Genomic DNA, 23,094 nt, shown 5'->3' with positions numbered 1-23,094 from the left:
CACGAATCATAAAGCAGAGACGGCTGCGGCCCGCGCGCGCACGATCTCGATGAACCCGGCAAGCACCGGGCTCACCTCCGCCGCGCGCCACACGAGCCCCGTTTCGACGACGGGCGCATCCGCGACCGGGCGCAACGGACGATACACCACGCCCGTGCGCCGCAGATGACGCAGCGACTGCGGCACGAGCGCCACGCCCATGCCCGCGGACACGAGGCTCACGATGGTCTGCATCTGGATCGCCTCTTGCCCGATGCGCGGCGTCAGGCCCGCCGCGCCGTAGCAGCCCATAATGATGTCATATAAGCCCGGCGCGAGACGCCTCGGAAACACGACGAGCGGCGCGGCGGCCACTTCGCGCAGATCGACGGGCGTGTCTGCCCATTCGGCCGTGCCCTGCTGCAATTGTTCCGCCGCTTCCGCCGACATCGCGACGACGAGCGGCTCCCGCGCGATCGCGAGATACGACAGCGACATCGCGTGGCGCGGCGGCAGCGGCGGAATGACGAGGCCCGCGTCGATGCGTCCGGCGACGAGTTCCTCGATCTGCACGTCGCTCGTCGCCTCGGTCAGTTGCAGCCGCACGCCCGGATAGCGCGCGCCGAAATCGCGCAGCAGCGCGGGCAAGAGCCCGTAGTCCGCCGTGGACACGAACGCGAGCGACAGCACGCCCGCCTCCCCGCGCGCGAGCGACTGCGCGAGCGGACGCAGGGCATCGGCGGACGCGAGCAGGCGGCGCACTTCCGGCAGCAAGTCCTTGCCGACGGGCGTCAGTTCGACCGTGCGCTTGGTCCGCGCGAACAACGCCACGCCGAGCGCGTCTTCCAGCGCGCGGATTGCTTGCGAGAGAGGCGGCTGCGTCATCGCGAGACGCGCGGCGGCGCGGCCGAAGTGCATCTCTTCGGCGACCGTCACGAAGTAACGCAACAAACGCAGCTCGATGGGCGGATTCCGTTCATCCATTGATATATTTCGCGACCTAATATGCCTTGAATAATATATTGGACAGACACAAGCCGACGCTGCATTCTTCCGCCACTAGACAAAAAAATCTTCAAGGAGCCCCCAAATGGCCTTCAATCGCCGCTCGAAAAACATTACGCAGGGCGTTGCGCGCTCGCCCAACCGTTCGATGTACTACGCCCTCGGCTACAAGGAGGAAGACTTCGACAAGCCGATGATCGGCATCGCGAACGGGCATTCGACCATCACGCCGTGCAACGCGGGCTTGCAGCGTCTCGCCGATGCCGCCATCGCCGCGATCAGGCAGTCCGACGCGAACCCGCAGATTTTCGGCACGCCGACCATCTCCGACGGCATGTCGATGGGCACCGAAGGCATGAAGTACTCGCTCGTGTCGCGCGAAGTGATCGCGGACTGTATCGAGACCGCCGTGCAGGGCCAGTGGATGGACGGCGTGGTCGTGATCGGCGGCTGCGACAAGAACATGCCGGGCGGCATGATCGGCCTCGCGCGCATGAACGTGCCGGGCATCTACGTGTACGGCGGCACCATCCGTCCGGGCAACTGGAAGGGCAAGGACCTGACCATCGTGTCGTCGTTCGAGGCGGTCGGCGAATTCACGGCGGGCCGCATGTCGGAAGAGGACTTCAAGGGCGTCGAGAAGAACGCGTGCCCGTCCACCGGCTCGTGCGGCGGCATGTACACGGCCAACACGATGAGTTCGTCATTCGAGGCGCTCGGCATGTCGCTCTTGTATTCGTCGACGATGGCGAACCCCGACGACGAAAAGGTCGACTCGTCCGCCGAATCGGCGCGCGTGCTGGTCGAAGCGGTCAAGAAGGACCTGAAACCGCGCGACATCATCACGAAGAAGTCGATTGAAAACGCGGTCGCGCTGATCATGGCGACGGGCGGCTCGACCAACGCCGTGCTGCACTATCTGGCGATCGCGCACGCGGCGGAAGTGGAATGGAGCATCGACGACTTCGAGCGCATGCGCAAGAAAGTGCCGGTGATTTGCGACCTGAAGCCGTCGGGCCAATACGTCGCAACCGACCTGCACAAGGCCGGCGGCATTCCGCAAGTGATGAAGATTCTCCTCGACGCGGGCCTTTTGCACGGCGATTGCATGACGATCACCGGCCGCACGCTCGCGGAAGAACTGAAGGACGTGCCGAGCAAGCCGCGCGCGGATCAGAAGGTGATTTTCCCGATCGAGCAGGCGCTCTACAAGCAAGGCCACTTGGCGATCCTGCGAGGCAACCTCGCGGAAGACGGCGCGGTCGCGAAGATCACGGGCCTGAAGAATCCGGTCATCACCGGCCCGGCGCGCGTGTTCGACGACGAGCAGAGCGCGATGGAAGCCATTCTCGCCGACAAGATCAAGGCGGGCGATGTGGTCGTGCTGCGTTACCTCGGCCCGCAAGGCGGCCCCGGCATGCCGGAGATGCTCGCGCCGACGTCGGCGATCATCGGCAAGGGCCTGGGCGAATCGGTCGGTCTCATCACCGACGGGCGTTTCTCGGGCGGCACGTGGGGCATGGTGGTCGGCCACGTCGCGCCGGAAGCGTTCGCGGGCGGGACCATCGGCCTCGTGCAGGAAGGCGATTCGATCACCATCGACGCGCACAAGCTGCTGCTGCAACTGAACGTGGACGATGCCGAGATCGCGCGCCGTCGCGCCGCGTGGAAGAAACCGGCTCCGCGATACACGCGCGGCGTGCTGGCGAAGTACGCGACGCTCGCGCTGCCGGCGAATCGCGGGGCGGTGACGGGTTGAGCGGCGTCGCGCGTATCAACGCGTAACAACGCGTAGTCGCAGGTAAAAACAAAGGGGCGCTGAATGCGCCCCTTTGTCGTTTCCGCCTGCTATCGACGATTGCGAAGCCCGCCGCGCTCAACCCTCCCGCTGCCGGCGCAACTCCTCCTCCACCGCCACGCTCACCCATTCGCGCATGTGCGCTTCGAGCGCGAGCGACACTTCGCGCGTGATGTCCTGCACGAGCTTCGCCGAATGCGCGCGCAGCACGTCCTGACAGCGCGCTTCGATCAGCGCGCGCGCGTCGCCGCTCAGAAACTGCGTGACGCGCCCCTGCATGCGTTCCGCGATGAGCTGCGCCTCGTACGCGACCGCCGCCGCGCGCGCGTACTCCGGCTTGCCGGGCACGACGACATCGGTGAGAACGGGAATGGAAGGATCGAAGGATTCGGGCGTGTTCGGGGTATCGGTCATGATGTCCGGCTGCTCGTGAGTGGTCGCCATGCGCCGATGCTACCCGCGCGCACGGCCGCCCACTGTTCGTTCAGCCGCCTTGCTTGTGCGTTTCGATGGCGTAGCCGCGATCGCGATAGAAGCGGAAGCGCTCGCGCCCGGCGGCGAGTTCGTCGCCCTCGTTGCCGACGATCTCGATCAGCCGCTCGAAGCGCGCGAATTGCGCGGGCACCGGCGCGCCCAGATTCACGAGCACCTGATGATGCGGCACGCCGTCGAGATCCGACGCGAGCACCACCGGCGTGTCCTGCGCGAGCGGGCTTTTCGCCATGCAGTGCGGCACGAATTCGAGCGGCGCGAAGGTCCACAACTGCTCGTCGAAGGCGGCGAGGCGCGCGGGCTCCGCGAGCACGACGAGCGCCCGCCCGCTCGCATACGCCTTGCGCGCGAGGCGGCAGGCGTAGGCGAGCGGATCGCCGACATTCGTATGGAAGTCGATGCGCGTCACGGCCGGCTCACTGCCCCGCGCGATCGATCAGGAACTGCGACAGCAGCGGCACCGGCCGTCCGGTCGCGCCCTTCGCCGCGCCGCTCTTCCACGCGGTCCCGGCGATGTCGAGGTGCGCCCACGGATAGTTCTGCGCGAAACGCGACAAGAAGCACGCCGCCGTCACGCTGCCCGCCGGCCGCCCGCCGATGTTCGCCACATCCGCGAAATTCGACTTGAGCTGATCCTGATACTCGTCGTCGAGCGGCAGGCGCCACGCCGGATCGACTGCTTCGCGCGACGCGTCGAGCAATTCGCCCGCGAGCGCGTCGTCCTTCGAGAAGAGGCCCGTGTTGTGATGACCGAGCGCGATGATGCACGCGCCCGTGAGCGTCGCGATATCGACGACGGCGGCCGGCTTGAAACGTTCCGCGTAAGTCAGCGCGTCGCAGAGAATGAGGCGGCCTTCGGCGTCGGTGTTGAGCACTTCGATGGTCGTGCCGTTCATCGCCGTGATGATGTCGCCCGGCTTGACCGCGTTGCCCGCGGGCATGTTCTCGCAGGTCGGCACGACGCCGATCACGTTCAGCTTGAGGCCCATTTCCGCGACGGCGCGCATGGTGCCGAACACGGAACCCGCGCCGCACATGTCGTACTTCATCTCGTCCATCGACTCGCCGGGCTTGATGGAGATGCCGCCCGAATCGAACGTGATGCCCTTGCCGACGAGCACGATCGGCGCATTCGACGCATTCGACGCGCTCTTGCCGCGCGTCTTCACCGCTTCGCCCGCGCCCTGGTAGTGCATGACGATGAACTGCGGCGGCTGCACCGATCCCTTCGCGACCGACAGGAACGAACCCATGTTCAGCGCTTCGATCTGCTTCTGTCCGAGCACCTCGACCTTGAGCTTCCAGTCGCGGCCGAGCTTCTTCGCGGTCTGGCCGAGATAAGTCGGCGTGCAGATATTCGGCGGCAGATTGCCGAGATCGCGCGTGAGGTCCATACCGTTCGCGATCGCGACAGCCTGCTTCACGGCGACGCGCGCGGTCTTCTCGTCGGCGGTATCGATGCTGAAGACAATCTTCTTGAGCGACGCCGCGCCGTTGTCCGGCTTGCTCTTCATCTGCGTGAACTTGTACGTGAGTTCGCGCAGCGCGAGAACGGCGGCACGCACGGCCCAGTCGCCGGTGCGTTCGAGAATCGGCAATTGCGCGAGCGTGAACGTCGCTTGCGCGATCTTCGTGCCGAGAATCACGCGCCATGCCGCGCGCACGGCTTCGCCATAAGCTTTCTGATTGAAGGCGTCCTGCTTGCCGAGCCCGACGAGCAGCACGCGCGCCGCGCCGATGCCGGTCACTTCGGGAACCATCAGCGTGGTGCCTGCGCGGCCGCTCATGTCGCCCGCCTTCACGACGCGCGAAATGAGCCCTTTCGTCGCGACATCCATGACGCGTGCGGCGCCCGTGAGCGTCTGTGCTTCGAACACGCCGAGCACGACGACATCGGCTTTCCCGGTGAGGAAACCATTTGCCTCGCCTTTGCTCCAATCACAGGCTTTTATGCTAAAGTCCATCGCGCTTATCCTCGGTAAAATCTGGGCTGAAGGATGAAAGCCGCAATTATCCGCTATTTTTACCGCGGCGGTCACAGGCTCGCGGCGCGAGGGAACGAAGCGCTGCTCTCAGCGTCTCTCATACGTTAGTCCGCATAGCCGCCGCCGGCCTCAAGCAAAATTCAATGATCTTCGAACGCTCCCTGCAGCGCGAACTCGCGTACACGGCCGGCGCCGTGTTCATGGTGCTGCTCACGATCATGCTGACGACGATGATGATCCGCATCGTCGGCTTCGCGGCGTCGGGCCAGGTCGACCCGCGCGATGTCGTCGTACTGATCGGACTCACCGTCATCGGCTATCTGGCCGTCATGCTGATCGTCACGCTCTTCGTCTCCATTCTCTTCGTGCTCACGCGCTGGTATCGGGATTCGGAGATGGTGGTATGGCTCGCCTCGGGCGTCAGCCAGACGCAGCTCATCAAGCCGGTCGCCGTGTTCGCCACGCCGATCATCATTCTCATCGTCTTCTTCGCGTTCGTCGGCTGGCCGTGGTCGAATCAGCAAAGCAAGCTCATCAAGGCGCGGTTTCAGCAGCGCGATGAAGTGTCGCTGCTGGCGCCGGGGCAGTTCCGCGAATCGCCGTCGAGCCATCGCGTGTTCTTCATCGAGAAGATGTCGCCGGATCAGGGGCACGTCGAGAACGTGTTCGTCACGAGCACGGAAGGCGGCAAGGTCAACGTGATCGTCTCGAAGAACGGACACACCGAAACGCGCGCGGACGGCGACCGCTTCATCGTGCTGGAAAACGGCCGCCGTTACGACGGCGAGCCCGGCCAGCCCAACTTCCGGATCATGGAATTCGAGCGTTACGGCGTGAAGATTCTGAACCACCAGGTGGTCAACACGCCATCGACGACGGGCATCTCCACGCCCGATCTCCTCGCCGATCCGACCAAGCAGAACCTCGCCGAATTCGCCTGGCGCATGGGGCTGCCGCTCATCGCCATCAATCTGATGCTGCTCGCCATTCCGCTTTCGTACCAGAATCCGCGCCGCAGCCGGACCATCAATCTCGTGATGGCCGTGCTGATCTATCTCACGTACTCGAACCTGCTGAACGTGGTGCAGTCGTGGATCGAGCAAGGCAAGCTTTCGTTCGGCGTGGGCATCGCGGGGCTGCATATTCTGGTGAGCGCGCTCGTCGCGTTCATCTTCTGGCTGCGCGTGCGCAACCGGCCGCTCTTCACGCGCGCGACGTTCACGCGCACGAAGGGAGCGTGACGCAATGCGCATCTACGAACGATACTTCGCGCGCCAGATCTATCTCGCGTTCATCTTCATCCTGTTCGCGTTCTCGGGCCTGTTCTTCTTCTTCGACCTGATCAACGAACTGAACACGGTCGGGCACGGCAACTATAAGTTCACGCTCGCGGTGCTGCGCGTCGCGCTGCAGACGCCCTCGCGCTTCTACGAGATCATTCCCGTCGCCGCGCTCATCTCCGCGATCTACGTGTTCGCGCAGATGGCGGCGGCGTCGGAATTCACCATCTTTCGCGTGTCGGGCCTGTCCACCGGCACCGCGCTGCGCTCGCTGCTGAAGATCGGCGTGCCTATCGTGCTGGTGACGTACATCATCGGCGAAGTGGTCGGACCGTATGCGGACCAGTTGTCCGAGCGCGTGCGGCTGGAGGCGCTGGGATCGTCGGTGTCGTCGAATTTTCAGTCGGGCGTGTGGGTAAAGGACACGCTCAACGCGAAGGAAAACGGCGAGCAGGTGACTCGCTTCGTCAACGTGGGAACGCTCAATCCCGACACGACGATCGCGAACGTGCGCATCTACGAATTCGATTCGAAGTTCCGGCTGTCGAACGTGCGCATCGCGCAAAGCGGCGTGTTTCAGCCGCCCGGCCACTGGAAGCTGACGGGCGTGACCGAAACGCAATTGATCGACGCCGCGCCGCAAGCCGCCAATCCCGGCGATGCGCTCAATCCGGTGTATCGCGCGAAAGAGACAACGCTGCCTGAATATTCGCTGCGCTCGGAACTGACGCCGCAGATTCTGTCGGTGCTGCTGGTGTCGCCGGACCGGATGTCGATGTTCAACCTGTTCCGCTATATCCAGCACTTGACGGAGAATCATCAGGACACGCAGCGGTATCAGATCGCGTTCTGGCGCAAGATTCTGTATCCGTTCGCGGTGCTCGTGATGCTGGTGCTGTCGCTGCCGTTCGCGTATCTGCATACGCGCGCGGGCGTCGTCGGCGTGAAGGTGTTCGGCGGCATCATGATCGGCATGAGCTTCCAGTTGTTCAACACGCTGTTCTCGCACATCGGCACGCTGAATACGTGGCCCGCGCCGATCACGGCGGCGGCGCCCGCCCTCGCCTATCTGGCAATCGGCTTGCTGGGCCTGAAGTGGGTGGAGCGGCACTGAGTCTTTCCGGAGCACGCGATGGGCAAGCACGGCATCATCCTCTTCGGTCATGGCGCGCGCGATCCGCGCTGGGCCGAGCCGTTCGAGCGGCTGGCCGCGAAGCTGCGCGCCACGCGCGGCGATCCGGTTTCGCTCGCGTTCCTCGAATTGATGACGCCGGATCTGCCGGACGCGGTCGCCGCGCAAGTAGCCGATGGTTGCGAGGCGATCACGGTCGTGCCGGTGTTCTTCGGGCAAGGCGGGCACGTGCGGCGGGACTTGCCGCAGATCGTGGAGCGGTGCCGGGCGGTGAATCCGGGTGTCGCGATTCATTGCGCGACGGCGGTCGGCGAGGATGAAGCCGTGCTCGATGCAGTCGCGGGGTACTGTTTGAGGCAGGTTTAGGGGCTGACGTTAGCCGTTCGGCCGACTTTCGGGGCCGCGAAACGCTCGCGCTCGACGCGTCGACCGGGCTGCGCGCCGGCGATGCGCTTCATCTCGCGACTGCTCTCGATTGCAAGGCCAAGGCGATGGCGACACTCGACACCGTGCTCGCGCGAAATTCGAAGCAGCAGCGGTTGAGGGCCATTGCCTTCCAGAGCTAAACCTTCGGGCTTTCACGCCAAGCCTCAACCTCCAGGCCCCGATGCGCTCGAAGCCCCCTTCCCCCGTAACTGCCAGAACAACGGCCTGTCGAACGGCGTCCACGCCGGCACGCGCACGCCTGCAACATTGAGCGCGTCACGCGTCCACTGATTGCACGTCGAAAACGCGGAATAGTTGCCGTGCGCTTCGTAAAAGGCGTCGTGGTCGTCGTAGTGATGGGCCGGCACGCTCGTGGACTTTCCGCTGGCATCCAGCCGCAGGCTGTGCGTCACATGCGCCGCCAGACGCCCGTACGCGGCGTGAGAGATCGTCACCGGCAGCGCATCTTCCGACGCGCTGCGCGGCGCTGCCGTGAACTCGACGTGCAGCACCGTGCCGTCGAGTCCCGCGAGCGCGTGAAACGCCGTTGACGCGCGCAGATCCTTCCATTCCGGCGTATTCAGAAAGAACTCGCGATCGCCCCAGCCGACTTCGATCATGTCGTAACGGTCCGACGCCGCGGGCGCGCGCGTATCGGCGGGGGAGAAGTATCGCGTCCAGTCGACGCCCGCCGTGTTGCGCGGCATCAGAAGCGCAGTATGGACGCCGTTGGTGGTCAGCCAGATGGTCACGCCGCGATCGGGCGCGACGGCTTGCCAGTCGCGATTGACCGGCAGCACAGCCGCGACGAGCGCGGCCAGCGCGTAGGCCAGCAGCGAGCAAAGCAGAACGGCCAGCGCGCGCGCCGCGCATTGCATCGCACTCCGGAATATACGGCTCGAAACCATGCGCATTCGACTGCTACCTTCCCGCGAAAAAGACGCGGGAGCTTACCGCCGCGCAGGATCGCCACGCAAGAAAAAAGCGCGTCACGACTGGACGCGCTTTTTCATTTTTCACAAACCCGGTTCGGGTCAAGCCGCCGCCTGCATCCCCTTCAGATGCACCCGCGGCTTCACCGCCGACGCGCGTTCCCGAAACGCCTCTCCGATCATCAAGAGGCTCGGCTGCGACGGATCGAGCCATTCCTGCGCACAGCCGAGCGCCATCTGCGCGAGCGTCAGCGTCAGCGTGCGCTCGCGCGGCGTGCTGCACGCCTCGACGATCGCCACCGGCGTCGAACCGGGACGGCCCGCGTCGATGAGCTGCTGCGCGATATCCGGCGCACTGTCGCGGCCCATGTAGAACACGAGCGAATCCGCCTTCGCCTGCTCGCGGATGTCGTCGCTATCGGCGGCGCGGCTATGTGTCGCCAGCGCCACGCTGCGCGACACGCCGCGCAGCGTCAGCGAACGCCTGAGCGTCGCCGCGCTCGCGAGCGCCGCCGTGATGCCCGGCACCACGTCGTACTCGATGCCCGCCGCTTCCAGCGCGCGCATTTCCTCGTCGGCGCGGCCGAAAAGCATCGGATCGCCGCCCTTCAGACGCACGACGACGCCATGCTCGCGCGCCGCATCGACGATCTGCTTGTTGATGAAATGCTGGGCCGTCGATCGCTGCCCGCAACGCTTGCCGACCGCGATCTTCTTCGCGTTGGGCGCGTAGTCGAGCATCGCCGGTTCGATCAGCGCGTCGTGCAGCACGACATCCGCCTGTTCGAGCAGGCGCATGCCGCGCACGGTGATGAGATCCGCCGCACCCGGCCCCGCTCCGATCAGATAGACCTTGCCCATATCATTCGTCCGTCGATTAGCCTGCGATTGCGCGAATCATGCCGGCCGCGACCGTGTGATGCGTCGCCTCGTCGATCAGCACGAACGCGCCGGTGCCCTGATGCGTGTCGTATGCATCGGCGACGATCGGCTTTTGCAGCGTCAGCGCCACGCGGCCAATGTCGTTCATCGCGAGCGTCGTGCGATCCACCGAATGCGACAGCGTATGCACGTCGAGCACCTGCTTCACCGCGCCGATGCGCGCGAACACCGTGTTCGTCGTCTGCTTCAGCAGATACTTGCGCTGCGGCGACAGCGGCTCTTCGTCGAACCAGCAGAGATCGGCTTCGAGCTTCTTCGCCGGATCGACCGTCGCGGCGGCCGGCACGAACGTATCGCCGCGCGACACGTCGACGTCTTCGGTCAGGCGAATGGTCACCGTCTGGCCCGCGAACGCGCGATCCACCGGCGCGACGCCGCCCGGCACCGGCGCGATGATTTCCGCGACCGTCGCCTGCCGATTCGCCGGCAGCACGGTGATCGCATCGCCGACGCGCACTTCGCCCGCCTCGACGCGGCCCATGTAGCCGCGGAAGTCGTCGGCCTGCGAGCCGTCCTGACGCGCGACCCATTGCACCGGGAAACGCAGCGCCTGATCGTTCGGCTGCGCGACCGGCAGCGATTCGAGCAGATCCAGCAGCGGTTCGCCCGCGTACCACGGCATGCGCTCGCTCGCGGTCACGATGTTGTCGCCCTTCAGCGCCGACACCGGCACGAAACGCACGTTGTCGAGGCCGAGCTGACGCGCGAGCGCGACATACGCATCGCGGATTTCGTTGAAGCGCGCCTCGCTGTAATCGACGAGATCCATCTTGTTGATCGCGACGATCGCGTGCTGCAGGCCGAGCAGCTTGACGATCGCGCTATGGCGCTTCGTCTGCGGCAGCAATTGCGCGACGCCGTTCTCAAACGTGACGCGCGTCGCGTCGACGAGAATGATCGCGGCATGCGCCGTCGATGCGCCCGTCACCATGTTGCGCGTGTACTGCTCGTGGCCCGGCGTATCGGCGATGATGAACTTGCGCTTCGCGGTCGCGAAATAGCGATACGCGACGTCGATGGTGATGCCCTGCTCGCGCTCGGCCTCCAGCCCGTCGGTGAGCAGCGACAGATCGATTTCATCGCCGACGGTGCGCTTGTTCTTCGCGCGCGAAATCGCCGAGAGTTGATCCGACAACACAGCCTTGCTGTCGTACAGCAGGCGGCCGATCAGCGTGCTCTTGCCGTCGTCGACGGAGCCCGCCGTGATGAAGCGCAGCACGCCCAGGTCTTCAGCTTGATAGATGCTCATGATTCGTTGGTTCCTTGGGCGTTGCTTAGAAATAGCCTTGCTTCTTGCGCTGCTCCATCGCGGCTTCGGATGCCTGATCGTCCATGCGCGTCGCGCCGCGTTCCGTGATTTCCGTCACGGCCGTTTCCGCGATGATCTTCTCGACGTCGTCGGCATCGCTCGCGACCGGGCACGTGCAACTGATGTCGCCGACCGTGCGGAAGCGCACCTGCGCAATCTCCGGCGTTTCGCCTTCGCGCACGGGCGTGAGCGGCGTGACGGGCACGAGCAGCCCATTGCGGCGCACGATCTCGCGGTCATGCGCGTAGTAGATCGACGGCAGTTCGAGCTTCTCGCGCGCGATGTATTGCCACACGTCGAGTTCGGTCCAGTTCGAGATCGGGAACACGCGCAGATGCTCGCCGTTGTGCAGACGCGCGTTGTAGATGCTCCACAGTTCCGGGCGCTGCGCCTTCGGGTCCCACTGGCCGAATTCGTCGCGGAACGAGAAGATGCGCTCCTTCGCGCGCGCCTTCTCTTCGTCGCGGCGCGCACCGCCGATCATCGCCGTGTAGCCGTGTTCCTCGATGGTTTCGAGCAGTGTCACCGCTTGCGCGGCGTTGCGCGAATCCGTCTCGCGACGCAGGCGCACGGTGCCCTTCTTGATCGAATCTTCCACGTGACCGACGACCAGTTCCGCGCCGATTTCCGCCGCGCGGCGATCGCGGAAGTCGATCACTTCGTCGAAGTTGTGGCCGGTATCGATGTGAACCAGCGGGAACGGCAACTGCGTCTTGCGGCCCGCGCCGAGACCGAAGGCCTTGAGCGCGAGATGCAGCACGACGACCGAATCCTTGCCGCCCGAAAACAGCAGCGCGGGCTTGCTGCATTCCGCGACGAGCTCGCGCAGGATGTGGATCGACTCGGCTTCGAGCCAGTCGAGATGGTCCATCCGCGTTGCCCGGTTGACGATCGGGGTCGTGACGTTGGGGTCGAGCGTCGTGCTCATATTCGTCGATCCTTTTATGGCGGCGTCTTTCGGACACCGCGTTCGGTAACAGGGTTTGCTGCGGCGTCTCTGCGCCTTGGTGTCTTTAAGTCTCTTAGATCGCCGAGCTTGGCGCTTCTTCCACGATCTTGATGCTGCTGATGTTCGTGATGTGCAGGCCGCATTCCTTCGTATCGCGCGATTCCCACCACCAGCGGCCCGCGCGGCTGTCTTCGCCGGGGCGCACCGCGCGCGTGCACGGCTCGCAGCCGATGCTCGGATAACCGCGCGCATGCAGCGGATTCACGGGCACGTCGAACGCCTTCAGGTAATCCCAGACATCGGCTTCGGTCCAGTCCGCGAGCGGATTGAACTTCGCGATGCCGCGCGGCGCGTCGTGCTCTTCCTCGTGCAGCTCGGCGCGCGTCACGGACTGCTCGCGGCGCTGGCCCGTGACCCACGCGGAGACATCCGACAATGCGCGATTCAGCGGCTCGACCTTGCGGATATGACAGCAACTCTTGCGCAGATCGATGCTCTCGTAGAACGCGTTCAGGCCATGATCGCGAACGTAGGCATCGACGGCATCGGCTTGCGGATGAAACTGTTCGATGTCGTAGCCGTAGCGCGCTTTCACAGTGTCGAGCATGCCGAGCGTTTCCGCGTGCAGGCGGTCCGTGTTCAGCGAAAAGATGCCGATCCCGACCCCGCGCGAAAGAATGGCGTGCGTGAGCACCATGTCTTCCGCGGCGAGGCTGCTGGCTAGCTTGACGCGCTCGTGGCGCGCTGCGATCGAATCGAGCAGCGCATCGAGACGTTCAACCTTGGCTTGCAGTTCTGGCGTCATGCCTTCAGGCTCCGAGCGTGGCGAGCACCGCGGCGCGGCGGCGGAACAGCGGTTCGGGGTTGTCGTTCGCGCCCTGATACAGCTCGCTGAACTCGTTGAACGCGTTGAGCGCGTCGTTGATGTCCTTGTCCGCGCGCACGGCGAATGCGTCGAAGCCGCAGCGGTAGTGGAAGAACACCTGGTCGCGCAGCACGTCGCCGATGGCGCGCAGTTCGCCCGTCCACTGATAACGCTCGCGCAGCAGACGGCCGATGGAGAAGCCGCGGCCATCGCGGAACACCGGGAAATCGACCGCGATCACCGCGATCTTGCCGAAATCCGGCGCAAGATCGGCGGGTTCGTCGTCGGGCGCGAGCCACACGCCGAGTTCGTCCTTCGAGCGCGATGCAACGAGCGCGTCCTTGTGTTCCTTCCAAAGCGCGAACGGCACGATCACCTTGCCGGCGGGCAACGCATCGATGGCCGGAAGCGCGCCGTCTTCGGCTGCGCGGACCACGGTGAAATCGTCTTCCACGATGGCGCGGTTCTTGATAATCAACGTCATCTTCAAATCCTCAAGCGTGAGCCTGGCGCGATGCGTACACGCGCTCCTTGAACGGCGCGATGCCGAGGCGGTTGAACGTCTCGATGAAGCGCTCGCCTTCGATGCGGTTCTCGACGAACGTGTCGATCACGCTCGTGACGACGTCCGGCATTTCGTGCGCCGAGAACGACGGGCCGATGACCTTGCCGAGATGCGCGCCGGTCGCGCCCGAGCTTTGCTCGCCGCCGAGCGTCACCTGATACCACTCCGAGCCGTCCTTATCGACGCCCAGCACGCCGATGTTGCCGACGTGGTGATGACCGCACGCGTTCATGCAGCCCGAGATGTTGATCGACAGGTCGCCCAGGTCGTAGACGTAATCGGCGTCGTCGAAGCGCTGCTGGATGGCTTGCGCGATCGGGATCGACTTCGCATTCGCGAGCGAGCAGAAATCGCCGCCGGGGCACGAAATGATGTCCGTCAGCAAGCCGATGTTCGCCGTCGCGAAACCGACCGCCTTCGCGCGTTCCCACACGCTGAAGAGATCGCGCTTCTTCACGTTCGCGAGAATCAGGTTCTGCTCGTGCGACACGCGGATTTCGCCGAAAGAGAACGCGTCGGCGAGATCGGCGACGTCGTCCATCTGCTTGTCGGTGGCGTCGCCGGGCGCGATGCCCGTCGGTTTGAGCGAGAGCGTCACCGCCGCATAACCCGCAACCTTGTGCGGACGCACGTTGCGCTCGACCCAGCGCGCGAACGCCTTGTTCTCGATCAGATGCGTCTCATACGAAGCATCGGTGTCCGGCAGCTTTTCATAGACGGGCGGCGCGAAAAACTTCGACACGCGCTCGACCTCTTCCTGCGTGAGCGTCGACGGGCCGTCCTTCAGATGCAGCCATTCTTCCTCGACCTGCTTCGAGAATTTCTCCGCCGACAGCGCCTTCACCAGAATCTTGATGCGCGCCTTGTACATGTTGTCGCGGCGGCCGTAGCGGTTGTACACGCGCAGCACGGCTTCGCAATAGGTCAGCAGATGCTGCCACGGCAAGTCTTCCTTGATGATCGCGCCGATGATCGGCGTGCGGCCCAGCCCGCCGCCCGCGAGAATGCTCGCGACGATTTCGCCCTGCGCGTTCTTCTTCAGATAGACGCCCAAGTCGTGAATCTGCACCGCCGCGCGATCTTCCGCCGATCCGCACACCGCGATCTTGAACTTGCGCGGCAGCCAGGCGAACTCGGGGTGGAACGTCGACCATTGACGCAGAATTTCGGCCCACGGACGCGGATCGACTTCCTCGTCAGGCGCGACGCCCGCGAACTGGTCCGCCGTGATGTTGCGGATGCAGTTGCCCGACGTCTGGATGGCGTGCATCTGCACCGAAGCCAGCTTGCGCAGGATTTCCGGCGTTTCCTCGAGCTCGACCCAGTTGAACTGAATGTTCGTGCGCGTCGAGAAGTGGCCGTAGCCGCGGTCGTGCTCGCGCGCGATCGTCGCCAGCATGCGGAGCTGGTCGCTGCGCAGGTTGCCGTAAGGAATCGCGATGCGATGCATGTACGCGTGGCGCTGCATGTACAGGCCGTTCTGCAGCCGCAGCGGACGAAATTCCTCTTCGCTCAACTCGCCCGACAGACGCCGGCGAACCTGATCGGCGTACTGTGCGACTCGCTCGTCGACGATTCGCTGGTCGACCTGATCGTATTGGTACATTCGGGGACCCCAAGTTTTTGTTTAAGTGCCGGCGTCCCAGATCACGCCGCGCAGATAACCATTGATTCGCCGCAGCGCTCACCGTTCAGATCGAACGATCATTTGCTAATGACGAAAACAGCTATGGATATTGGAAAAATTGGACTGATAGTAATAAACCTGCTATATATTGCAAACGACTGAAAAATTACTTTGATATGCAATCAGGTAATAACGAAGGGTTCTAAATGAATTTGCATCAGTTCCGCTTCGTGCGCGAGGCCGTGCGGCAGAACTTCAACCTGACGGAAGCAGCGAAGGCACTGTATACATCGCAGCCGGGCGTGTCCAAGGCGATCATCGAACTGGAGGACGAGCTCGGCGTCGAGATCTTCACGCGTCACGGCAAGCGCGTGCGTTCGCTCACCGAGCCGGGGCGCATCATTCTCGCCTCGGTCGAGAAGATCCTGCAGGAAGTGGAAAGTCTGAAGCGCGTCGGCAAGGACTACGCGGCCCAGGATCAGGGCAACCTCGTCATCGCCGCCACGCATACGCAGGCGCGCTACTCGCTGCCGGCGGCCATCGCCGAGTTCAAGAAGCGCTTTCCGAAGGTGCATCTTTCGATCCTGCAAGGCAGCCCGACGCAGGTCGCGGAAATGGTCATCCACGATCAGGCGGACATCGCCATCGCGACGGAAGCCATCGCCAATTACAAGGAACTCGTGTCGCTGCCCTGCTTCCAGTGGCAGCACCTCGCGGTCATGCTGCCCGATCATCCGCTGCTGGAGCGCAAGCTTCTCACGCTCGACGATCTCGTGCAGTACCCGCTCATCACCTACGATGCCGCGTTCGCCGGCCGCACCAAGATCAATCAGGCGTTCGCGCTGCGCTCGCTGACGCCGGATATCGTGCTCGAAGCCATCGACGCGGACGTCATCAAGACGTACGTCGAACTCGGGCTGGGCGTCGGGATCATGGCGGATATCGCGTTCAATCCGGAACGCGACCGTCACTTGCGCGCGATGCCCGTCGGCCATCTCTTCGGCAGCAACGTCACGCGGCTCGCGCTCAAGCAAGGCGCCTATCTGCGCAGCTATGTGTACACGCTCGTCGAGCTGCTGTCGCCGTCGATGAACCGCAAGCTGATCGAACAGGCGCTTTCCGGCGAGCACGAGAGCTACGAGTTGTAAGCGCGGCGCCGCCACGCTGTCCACAAAAAATACGAACCTCCCTGGAGACCTTTCCCATGACGTTGTCGAAGATCACGCGCCGGTTCGCCGCCGGCGCCGCCCTGACTTTGCTGGCCGCCGCCGCGCATGCGCAGATCAAGGTGGGCGTGGACCTGTCGAGCACGGGCCCGGCCGCCGCGATCGGCATCACGAGCAAGAACGCGATGCTGATGTGGCCGAAGACCATCGCCGGGCAGGACGCGCAGTACATCATTCTCGACGACGGCTCGGACCCCGGCGCGGCCGTGCGCAATATCCGCAAGCTGATGACCGAGGACAAGGTCGATGTGATCGTCGGTCCGAACATCACGCCGGCGGCGCTCGCGGCGCTCGATCCGGTCGCCGAATATCAGACGCCGATGATCACGCTGATCGGATCGGCGTCCGTCGTCGAGCCGCAGGAAGGCAAGAAGGTCTGGGCGTTCAAGATGGCGCAGACCGACCGCGCGATGGCCGACGTGATGACGCGTTACATGGCCAATCACGGCGTGAAGACGGTGGGGTTCATCGGCTTCGCGGACAGTTACGGCGATAGCTGGCTCAGCGAATTCACGAAGTTCGCGGACTTGCGGCATATCAAGATTGTCGCGAGCGAGCGCTTCAACCGGACCGACGCGAGCGTCACCGGGCAGATTCTCAAGCTGATGGCCGCGAAGCCCGACGCGGTGCTGATCGCGGGCGCGGGCACGCCGACGGTGCTGCCGCAGCGCACGCTCGTCGAGCGCGGTTTCAAGGGCGCGATCTACCAGACGCACGGCATCGCGACGCCGGAGTTCATCAAGCTCGGCGGCAAGGATGTGGAAGGCACGCTCTTCCCGACGCAGCCGGTGGTCGTCGCGCGCACCCTGCCGGCGGATCATCCGTCGAAGAAGGCGGCGCTCGCGTTCGTGAACGCCTATGAGGATAAATACGGCAAAGGCTCGGTGACGCAGTTCGCCGGCGATGCGGCGGGCGTGTATCCGCGCCTGCAGGATGCCGTGTCGCGCGCGCTCAAGGCCGGCAAGCCGGGAACGAAGGAATTTCGCGTCGCGCTGCGCTCGGAGCTGGAGCGCGCTCATGAACTGGTGGTGCCGAACGGCGTCGTGAACACGAGCGCAAGCGATCACGTCGGGCTCGATCAGCGCGCGAGCGTGATGGGCGTCGTCAAAAACGGCGCGTTCACGTATCTCAGCCAGTGATTCTGGATTCAGTCCCGGCTGCTTGCTCCGCGCGGGGTTTTCGGTCATAATCGCCGACTCGATTAGGCGTTGCGTTTCTTCGCTTTGGCCTCTTCGAGCAAGACAGCGTGCCCAGGTGGTGAAATTGGTAGACGCAGGGGACTCAAAATCCCCCGCCGCAAGGCGTGCCGGTTCGATTCCGGCCCTGGGCACCAAGGATTCAAGGCAAAAAGCCGCTCTCGAAAGAGAGCGGCTTTTTGCGTTTTGGGGCGTGGGGCTTGGGATTGGCGGCGGCGTTGGAAAGCGCGGTGGTTTCAGTGCTTCGCGGCGTGCTGTTTCTCTCTTTCGATCCTTCGCCGGAATTGCCAGTCGACGATTCTCGGCGTGCAAAACTGGCCGAAGACGCACATCACGACAAGCGGCCAGTATTCGCGGAAAAATCCCATCACGAATTCCAGCATGTCACCTCCTTATCCTTGCAGACAGTCAAATAAACGGATAGTCCGTAGTACGCCGAAGCTTCGATCAAGGGATGCAAAGGCAGCAAAGCTCTGACATCCTCATTGAAGGAAGCGATGAGCAGATATAACCATAAGAGCACCCCGCCCAGCGAGGCGAATATTCCCAAACTTGCGATAAATATCGCGCGCTCAAGACGCTGCCCTAGTTGCCAGAATACCGGGCCGTGAAGCAGCTCCGTTGGAAGCGCGGCGAGCGCCATGTTGATGCTGATGCCGGAAGCCACCAATGAAATCGGAAAGAATTCGTTCGCTCCGGGCTGCTTGAGCGCGACTCGCACAATGTATTCGATGACGCCCATGAAGAGCGGCAGCGGATAGGCGAGATGCTGACTCGTTGGCCGGAGCCGGATTGCGGTCATCGTTGTGTCCCTGTCGTGCTTTGATCAGCACAACTGTCGCGCGCAGGCCGTGAGTCGTGAAGTCGGCCGTTCGGCTAACGTCGTCAGCACGCGCCTCTACGTTTTCCTTACACGATCATTGCCTGAAATGTGCGCAATCGCGTAGAGCCGGTCCGGTTTTCGTCGAGAGAATGGGTCGATCCGCGTAAGAGAGTCTCCGTCCCGGCGCAGTTGCACGCACGCTCGTCCACTTTGCTGGCGGATTTCTCGGTTCCGTGACTTCGGTTGGAGCGCCGCGCAACCTGACTCAAGAGGCACCGATGATGCAATCCGAATATTCGCTGTCGCTCGATGCGGTCATCTGCCGCCGTTGCAACGCGGTGTCGCCCGCGGTCAACGATACCTGTCCGTCGTGCGGGGCCGATCGTCAGGGCGCGATCTTCACGAGCGTCACCGTCCAGGACGCCGCCGCCGCGCCGGTCGAGGATCCGCGCGATTTCGTCGATTTGCGCGACACCGGCTGGCTCACGCGGCTCGCGCGCCGGAAAATGGTGACGTCGTATCCGAGCCTCGTGGAACCCGGCGATGCGCTCGCGTCGCCCGAACGCAAGCCCGCGCGCAAGGGCCTCGCCGTGCTCGTGGGCGGCGTGGTCGCCGGAATCGCGGCGGGCGGCTATTTCTATGCGCAGATGGACACCGCGTCCGCTCCGCCACCGTCCGTCACCGTGGCGGGCGCAATCGGCAACGGCGCGTCGATGCCGCGAGATCACGGCGACGCGGACAGGCCCGCGCTGGACCGGCGTCGCAGTGATGACGCGGCTGCGCAGGCAGATCGTCGGGGCGGGCTACTGGTTGCGTCGGCGTCGGCTTCGGCCGGCACGGCGGTCACGCGTCCGGCGAGCATGCCCGCGACGGCGGCAATTGTGACGGCCGCGCCGCCTGTGCCTTCCTCGAAGCCCATCGCTGAGATTCGCGTTCCGGCGATGGCGAACGAATCGCCCAAAACACGCGACGCATCCAGACGAGCCGTCGCCGACGCGATCGATCTCGCCGCGAAACGCGATGCCGCGCCGCCGAACACCGCGACGGGCGCGGTCGTTTCGCAATCGGCAAGCGGCGTCGCGCCGCAAAGTGCGCAGTCGGCGGCGTCGGTCGCATCCGCACGCCCAGCAAGCGGAGGCGGGCGGGCCATGGCGAACGCCACTATGGCGGACGCCACGCCCGCGACATCGACGCTTGCAGGCAGCGCGTCTTCCGCCACCGGAGGTGCGCATGCCGCATCGCCGCTTGCGAGCAGTGGCACGGCCACGAAGACCGTTACGGCATCGACGCCGCCCACCGCCGCTTCCGCAACCGTTCCGACGCTGGCGAATCGAAGCACGATCATCGCGTCGCAAACCGTGCCGGCAGTGCAAGCGACCGCTCCGACGCAAACCGCTTCGCGCGCGACAAGCGCCGCCACTGCGGATTCATCGCCCGCCGCGCCGAAATCCGCGAACCCTCCCACGCAAACCGCATCGCGCGCAACCATCCCCGCCACTGCGGAATCATTGCCCGCCGCGCCGAAATCCGCGAACCCTCCCACGCAAACCGCATCGCGCGCGACAAGCGCCGCCAACGCGGATTCATCGCCCGCCGCGCCGAAATCCGCGAACCCTCCCACGCAAATCGCATCGCGCGCAAGCATCCCCGCCACTGCAGGTTCACCACCCGCCGCGCCGAAAATCGTGATGAAAGACGCGCCGAAGCCCACGACGACCGCCGCCCCGCAAACCGTCGCCAGAGCAGATCAGCCGACGCAAGAACGCCCTCGCAAGCCGGACACGGACAAGTCCGCCGCCGCCCCCACGCAGGAAGCACCCTCGCCGGCAGAGGCGCGCACCATCGCGGCGGTCCAGCAAGCGCTCGCGACCCGCGATCTCGCCACTGCTCGCCGCCACCTGCGCGTCTTGACGGCGACGCAATCGCGCAGTCCGCAAACCCAGCAGCTCGCCGCCGACGTCTCCCGCCAGGAACGCGCGCGCGACAGCGCAATGGCCAGCGCCCGCTCGTGCGCGGCGAACCACGAGCCGGCATGCGCGGTACGCAACGCGCGCCGCGCCGTCGCGCTCGATCCGCGCAACGCGCAAGCGCAAGCCACCCTCAAGCACGCGATGACCGTCCAGGCCGACGCCAACACCGCCTATTTCCGCCAGGCGAGCGCTTTGCCCGCGCCGGCGGTCCCGTCGATGACCTTCGACGGTCGCTGGAGCGTTGCCGGCAAGAGCGCGTCGGCGTCAGGCGGCCGAAGCGACGCGTCGGGCGCGTACACGCTCTTCGGCTGGGGCGTGCCGACGGTATCGAAGGGACGGGGCGACGCGCATTGACGCGACGGCGCGCCACGAGTGGGAGCCGCAAGTCACGCATCCGGCCTTGCTAGAATGCGGCTCCAACTCCCTCCTCTCCGATGGACCTCGAAACCCTCCTCTTCTCCCAAGGCTTCGGGTCGCGCCGCCAGTGCCGCGGGATCGTCGCCGAAGGGCGCGTGCGCGTCGGCGGCGACGTATGCACCGATCCGCGCGCCGACGTTCCCATCGCGACATCGCCCGATTTCGACGTCGACGGCCGCGCGTGGACGTATCGCGAAAAGGCGTACATCGCGCTAAACAAGCCTGCGGGCTACGAATGTTCGCGCGATCCGCAGCACCACCTGAGCGTGTTTCATCTGCTGCCGCCGCAGCTCGTCGAGCGCGGCGTGCAGCCGGTCGGACGGCTCGATCAGGATACGACCGGCCTCCTTCTTTTCTCCGACGACGGCGCGTTCGTCCACGCCTTCACCTCGCCGAAGCGCAAGGTGCCGAAGGTCTATCTGGCGACGCTGCGGCATCCGATCGACGACGCGCAGCTCGCGAGTCTCCGCGAAGGCGTCCTTCTGCACGGCGAATCGAAGCCGACGGCCGCGCTCGCCGCCCATCGGCGCGACGAACGGCTGCTCGAACTCACCGTGCTCGAAGGCAAGTATCACCAGGTCAAGCGGATGGTCGCGGCGGCGGGCAATCGCGTAGAGCAGTTGCATCGGGAGCGCGTGGGCGGTTATGCGCTGCCGGCATCGCTCGAAGAAGGCGAATGGCGCTGGCTCGATCCAGCCGATCTCGCCGCACTCCGCGCCAAGGACGAAGCCAGCGCCTGAAGCCTGCGCGAACGACGCCACGCCAGCATCCATTTGCAAATCCGTAGAACTCCCGACGCTCGCCCGCTGCGCCGCAGCATGCCTTCCGGTTCCGCCGCTCATATACTCGTATTACGGAACCAGAATGACTAGAACAAAGGCAGGAGGAATCATGGCTTCCCACATGAGCGTCGCGCTGATTGCTTTCGTCGCGTTGTGCGCGGTCCTGATCGGGGTATTGGGCGTCGTCATGCACGTGCGTCACCGGTACTCGCCGAACCTGATCGGCGCATTGATCGGCGCGTTGATGTGCTTCGTGCTGCTCGAAACGATTCCCGCGCTGATCTAGTCCCGCGCCACTACGTCGCTACGTCGCTCGCGTGGCGTGTGCGCGCAGGAAATCGTCGACGGTCGGATAGCGCAGCGCGTATCCCAGTTCGCGCTTGAGACGCGCGTTGCGAAGCCGTCGCGATTCGCGCATGAACGACAGCGTGATCGGTTCGAGCCGCGTCTTTGCTTCCTCGCGCGTGATGCGCGGCACGCGCGGCAATCGATACGCGTCGGCCACGCGATCGAAATAATCGGCCATGCGCAGGTCCGTGTCGTCCGATGCGTTGATCACGCGCTGCGGCCGTCCCCGCGCGAGCGCACGCACGATGATGGCGGCGAGATCGTCGGCGTGAATGTGATTCGTGTAGACGTCGTCGCGTTCGACGAGCGCGGGCATCGCCCGTTCGATGCGCGCGAGCGGCAGACGGTTCTCCGCGTAAATGCCGGGAATGCGCACGATCGACACGCGCCATCCGCTTTCCACGCCCGCCGCGCGCAACTGCTTCTCCGCCGATACGCGCCGCAGCGCGCGCTCGTTTTCGGGCCGCGCGGGCCGCGTTTCGTCGATGATCGCGCCGCCGCAATCGCCATAAACGCCCGTCGTGCTCGCATACACGAAGCGCAAGGGCGCGCGGCGCGATGCGGCTCCGGATACGGCTCTAATAGGCCCCTCGGGTACAATGAACGACGGACCACGGCGCACCGGATGCGCGCCACGCGCAACAGAACGACGAGGCGCGCGCAATGCTGCAAGCAAGGCGCGCGTGCGGCGGTCGATGTCGCCGTCGCGCGCCGGCGGCGCGAGATGCAGCACGTGCCGCGCGATGCCCGCGAGCCTCGCGAGACGCTTGCGTGCATCGAGATCGCCGGGAATCGGCAACGCGCCCGCCGCGCGCAGTTCGGCTGCGCGTTCGGGATGATGCGTGAGCGCGATCACGCGCGGCGCCGCGGCGCGCGCCTGAAAGAGCGGCAACGTGCGCAGCCCGACATCGCCGCATCCGACGATCAGCACGCGCGCGCGGCGCAGTTTTCGAGTGGCGATCATGCGAGGCATTGTATCCGCCGCCCGTTTCACGCGTTTGGCCGCGAACACGCGGCATCGACAGACACATTCACACCATCGCACG

22 protein-coding genes and 1 tRNA gene are annotated in these 23,094 nt (G+C 64.7%); 10 read left to right on the top strand and 13 right to left on the bottom strand.

From position 1 onward, the window contains the following. Positions 1-6 precede the first annotated feature (6 nt). Complete coding sequence (locus NCR39_RS02800) at positions 7-963, bottom strand: LysR family transcriptional regulator (RefSeq protein ID WP_250450579.1); 957 nt, start codon at positions 961-963, stop codon at positions 7-9. A 106-nt stretch (positions 964-1,069) separates the two neighbouring features. Here NCR39_RS02800 and ilvD point away from each other — a divergent pair, with 106 nt between their 5' ends. Further along, positions 1,070-2,743, top strand: a complete 1,674-nt coding sequence (gene ilvD, locus NCR39_RS02795; protein ID WP_250450578.1) for a dihydroxy-acid dehydratase — start codon at positions 1,070-1,072, stop codon at positions 2,741-2,743. Positions 2,744-2,860: 117 nt separating this feature from the next. Here the strand turns inward: ilvD and NCR39_RS02790 are convergent, their stop codons facing one another. Genes NCR39_RS02790 through NCR39_RS02780 form a run of 3 tightly spaced genes read right to left on the bottom strand, consistent with a single transcriptional unit; the run spans position 2,861 to position 5,238 of the window. Beyond that, entirely contained in the window at positions 2,861-3,226 is a 366-nt protein-coding gene (locus NCR39_RS02790; protein WP_250450577.1) for a DUF2486 family protein, read from the bottom strand. A 40-nt stretch (positions 3,227-3,266) separates the two neighbouring features. Continuing rightward, positions 3,267-3,683, bottom strand: coding sequence for a DNA polymerase III subunit chi (locus NCR39_RS02785; protein ID WP_040051762.1), 417 nt, complete (start codon positions 3,681-3,683; stop codon positions 3,267-3,269). Positions 3,684-3,690: 7 nt separating this feature from the next. Continuing rightward, complete coding sequence (locus tag NCR39_RS02780; protein WP_250450576.1) at positions 3,691-5,238, bottom strand: leucyl aminopeptidase; 1,548 nt, start codon at positions 5,236-5,238, stop codon at positions 3,691-3,693. A 164-nt stretch (positions 5,239-5,402) separates the two neighbouring features. Between NCR39_RS02780 and lptF the strand changes: the two genes are divergently transcribed. From lptF to NCR39_RS02765, 3 genes are read left to right on the top strand one after another with little or no spacing between them, the layout of a single operon-like run. Further along, a complete protein-coding gene (lptF, locus tag NCR39_RS02775; RefSeq protein ID WP_250450575.1) occupies positions 5,403-6,500 on the top strand; it encodes an LPS export ABC transporter permease LptF in 1,098 nt (365 codons plus the stop codon). 4 nt (positions 6,501-6,504) lie between these two features. Beyond that, positions 6,505-7,653 (top strand): LPS export ABC transporter permease LptG, encoded by a 1,149-nt coding sequence (gene lptG / locus NCR39_RS02770; protein WP_250450574.1) that lies wholly within the window; start codon positions 6,505-6,507, stop codon positions 7,651-7,653. Between the two features lie 18 nt (positions 7,654-7,671). After that, positions 7,672-8,037, top strand: a complete 366-nt coding sequence (locus NCR39_RS02765; RefSeq protein WP_250450573.1) for a sirohydrochlorin chelatase — start codon at positions 7,672-7,674, stop codon at positions 8,035-8,037. A gap of 224 nt (positions 8,038-8,261) precedes the next feature. Here NCR39_RS02765 and NCR39_RS02760 read toward each other — a convergent pair whose 3' ends face one another. The 7 genes from NCR39_RS02760 to NCR39_RS02730 all read right to left on the bottom strand — a co-directional run bounded on the left by NCR39_RS02760 (position 8,262) and on the right by NCR39_RS02730 (position 15,265). Beyond that, positions 8,262-8,975: a TIGR02117 family protein gene (locus tag NCR39_RS02760; protein WP_250450572.1), complete on the bottom strand. Its 714-nt coding sequence runs from the start codon at positions 8,973-8,975 to the stop codon at positions 8,262-8,264. Between the two features lie 156 nt (positions 8,976-9,131). Further along, positions 9,132-9,890, bottom strand: a complete 759-nt coding sequence (cobA, locus tag NCR39_RS02755) for a uroporphyrinogen-III C-methyltransferase (protein WP_250450571.1) — start codon at positions 9,888-9,890, stop codon at positions 9,132-9,134. A 16-nt stretch (positions 9,891-9,906) separates the two neighbouring features. Then, positions 9,907-11,220: a sulfate adenylyltransferase subunit 1 gene (locus tag NCR39_RS02750; protein WP_284507079.1), complete on the bottom strand. Its 1,314-nt coding sequence runs from the start codon at positions 11,218-11,220 to the stop codon at positions 9,907-9,909. A 25-nt stretch (positions 11,221-11,245) separates the two neighbouring features. Next, positions 11,246-12,208 (bottom strand): sulfate adenylyltransferase subunit CysD, encoded by a 963-nt coding sequence (gene cysD / locus NCR39_RS02745; protein WP_250450569.1) that lies wholly within the window; start codon positions 12,206-12,208, stop codon positions 11,246-11,248. 94 nt (positions 12,209-12,302) lie between these two features. Beyond that, complete coding sequence (locus NCR39_RS02740; RefSeq protein ID WP_250450567.1) at positions 12,303-13,034, bottom strand: phosphoadenylyl-sulfate reductase; 732 nt, start codon at positions 13,032-13,034, stop codon at positions 12,303-12,305. Between the two features lie 4 nt (positions 13,035-13,038). Further along, the gene (locus NCR39_RS02735) at positions 13,039-13,578 is read right to left on the bottom strand and encodes a DUF934 domain-containing protein (RefSeq protein WP_250450566.1); all 540 of its coding nucleotides are present in this window, start codon (positions 13,576-13,578) and stop codon (positions 13,039-13,041) included. 10 nt (positions 13,579-13,588) lie between these two features. Next, complete coding sequence (locus NCR39_RS02730) at positions 13,589-15,265, bottom strand: nitrite/sulfite reductase (protein WP_250450565.1); 1,677 nt, start codon at positions 15,263-15,265, stop codon at positions 13,589-13,591. A 227-nt stretch (positions 15,266-15,492) separates the two neighbouring features. On the opposite strand from NCR39_RS02730, the gene NCR39_RS02725 reads away from it, so the two are divergent. The 3 genes from NCR39_RS02725 (at position 15,493) to NCR39_RS02715 (ending at position 17,845) form a co-directional block, all read left to right on the top strand. Then, positions 15,493-16,434 carry a CysB family HTH-type transcriptional regulator gene (locus tag NCR39_RS02725; RefSeq protein WP_040051750.1) on the top strand — a complete coding sequence of 314 codons (942 nt, stop codon included), beginning with the start codon at positions 15,493-15,495 and terminating at the stop codon, positions 16,432-16,434. 56 nt (positions 16,435-16,490) lie between these two features. Further along, positions 16,491-17,651, top strand: a complete 1,161-nt coding sequence (locus NCR39_RS02720) for an ABC transporter substrate-binding protein (protein ID WP_250450564.1) — start codon at positions 16,491-16,493, stop codon at positions 17,649-17,651. A 109-nt stretch (positions 17,652-17,760) separates the two neighbouring features. Next, positions 17,761-17,845 (top strand) — tRNA-Leu (locus tag NCR39_RS02715). 230 nt (positions 17,846-18,075) lie between these two features. On the opposite strand, the gene NCR39_RS02710 is transcribed toward NCR39_RS02715, so the two are convergent. Then, positions 18,076-18,510 (bottom strand): hypothetical protein, encoded by a 435-nt coding sequence (locus NCR39_RS02710; protein WP_250450563.1) that lies wholly within the window; start codon positions 18,508-18,510, stop codon positions 18,076-18,078. Between the two features lie 299 nt (positions 18,511-18,809). Between NCR39_RS02710 and NCR39_RS02705 the strand changes: the two genes are divergently transcribed. The 3 genes from NCR39_RS02705 (at position 18,810) to NCR39_RS02695 (ending at position 21,986) form a co-directional block, all read left to right on the top strand. Next, positions 18,810-20,855 carry a hypothetical protein gene (locus NCR39_RS02705; protein ID WP_250450562.1) on the top strand — a complete coding sequence of 682 codons (2,046 nt, stop codon included), beginning with the start codon at positions 18,810-18,812 and terminating at the stop codon, positions 20,853-20,855. 80 nt (positions 20,856-20,935) lie between these two features. After that, entirely contained in the window at positions 20,936-21,658 is a 723-nt protein-coding gene (locus tag NCR39_RS02700; protein ID WP_250450561.1) for a pseudouridine synthase, read from the top strand. 151 nt (positions 21,659-21,809) lie between these two features. After that, positions 21,810-21,986 (top strand): hypothetical protein, encoded by a 177-nt coding sequence (locus tag NCR39_RS02695; protein WP_250450560.1) that lies wholly within the window; start codon positions 21,810-21,812, stop codon positions 21,984-21,986. An 18-nt stretch (positions 21,987-22,004) separates the two neighbouring features. Here the strand turns inward: NCR39_RS02695 and NCR39_RS02690 are convergent, their stop codons facing one another. Beyond that, positions 22,005-23,012, bottom strand: coding sequence for an NAD-dependent epimerase/dehydratase family protein (locus NCR39_RS02690; protein WP_250450558.1), 1,008 nt, complete (start codon positions 23,010-23,012; stop codon positions 22,005-22,007). Positions 23,013-23,094: the final 82 nt, after the last annotated feature.

The organism is Caballeronia sp. ATUFL_M2_KS44 (genome assembly GCF_023630965.1).
Taxonomy (GTDB): domain Bacteria; phylum Pseudomonadota; class Gammaproteobacteria; order Burkholderiales; family Burkholderiaceae; genus Caballeronia; species Caballeronia concitans.
Note: the sequence above shows the minus strand (reverse complement) of the source record. Positions and strands in the feature narration are given on the sequence as shown.

Bases quoted from the DNA above. Each gene is read 5' to 3' on its own strand.
- NCR39_RS02800 (WP_250450579.1), bottom strand. From the start codon at position 963: ATGGATGAACGGAATCCGCCCATCGAGCTGCGTTTGTTGCGTTACTTC.
- ilvD (WP_250450578.1), top strand. From the start codon at position 1,070: ATGGCCTTCAATCGCCGCTCGAAAAACATTACGCAGGGCGTTGCGCGC.
- NCR39_RS02790 (WP_250450577.1), bottom strand. From the start codon at position 3,226: ATGGCGACCACTCACGAGCAGCCGGACATCATGACCGATACCCCGAAC.
- NCR39_RS02780 (WP_250450576.1), bottom strand. From the start codon at position 5,238: ATGGACTTTAGCATAAAAGCCTGTGATTGGAGCAAAGGCGAGGCAAAT.
- lptF (WP_250450575.1), top strand. From the start codon at position 5,403: ATGATCTTCGAACGCTCCCTGCAGCGCGAACTCGCGTACACGGCCGGC.
- lptG (WP_250450574.1), top strand. From the start codon at position 6,505: ATGCGCATCTACGAACGATACTTCGCGCGCCAGATCTATCTCGCGTTC.
- NCR39_RS02765 (WP_250450573.1), top strand. From the start codon at position 7,672: ATGGGCAAGCACGGCATCATCCTCTTCGGTCATGGCGCGCGCGATCCG.
- NCR39_RS02760 (WP_250450572.1), bottom strand. From the start codon at position 8,975: ATGCAATGCGCGGCGCGCGCGCTGGCCGTTCTGCTTTGCTCGCTGCTG.
- cobA (WP_250450571.1), bottom strand. From the start codon at position 9,890: ATGGGCAAGGTCTATCTGATCGGAGCGGGGCCGGGTGCGGCGGATCTC.
- NCR39_RS02750 (WP_284507079.1), bottom strand. From the start codon at position 11,220: ATGAGCATCTATCAAGCTGAAGACCTGGGCGTGCTGCGCTTCATCACG.
- cysD (WP_250450569.1), bottom strand. From the start codon at position 12,208: ATGAGCACGACGCTCGACCCCAACGTCACGACCCCGATCGTCAACCGG.
- NCR39_RS02740 (WP_250450567.1), bottom strand. From the start codon at position 13,034: ATGACGCCAGAACTGCAAGCCAAGGTTGAACGTCTCGATGCGCTGCTC.
- NCR39_RS02735 (WP_250450566.1), bottom strand. From the start codon at position 13,578: ATGACGTTGATTATCAAGAACCGCGCCATCGTGGAAGACGATTTCACC.
- NCR39_RS02730 (WP_250450565.1), bottom strand. From the start codon at position 15,265: ATGTACCAATACGATCAGGTCGACCAGCGAATCGTCGACGAGCGAGTC.
- NCR39_RS02725 (WP_040051750.1), top strand. From the start codon at position 15,493: ATGAATTTGCATCAGTTCCGCTTCGTGCGCGAGGCCGTGCGGCAGAAC.
- NCR39_RS02720 (WP_250450564.1), top strand. From the start codon at position 16,491: ATGACGTTGTCGAAGATCACGCGCCGGTTCGCCGCCGGCGCCGCCCTG.
- NCR39_RS02710 (WP_250450563.1), bottom strand. From the start codon at position 18,510: ATGACCGCAATCCGGCTCCGGCCAACGAGTCAGCATCTCGCCTATCCG.
- NCR39_RS02705 (WP_250450562.1), top strand. From the start codon at position 18,810: ATGATGCAATCCGAATATTCGCTGTCGCTCGATGCGGTCATCTGCCGC.
- NCR39_RS02700 (WP_250450561.1), top strand. From the start codon at position 20,936: ATGGACCTCGAAACCCTCCTCTTCTCCCAAGGCTTCGGGTCGCGCCGC.
- NCR39_RS02695 (WP_250450560.1), top strand. From the start codon at position 21,810: ATGGCTTCCCACATGAGCGTCGCGCTGATTGCTTTCGTCGCGTTGTGC.
- NCR39_RS02690 (WP_250450558.1), bottom strand. From the start codon at position 23,012: ATGATCGCCACTCGAAAACTGCGCCGCGCGCGCGTGCTGATCGTCGGA.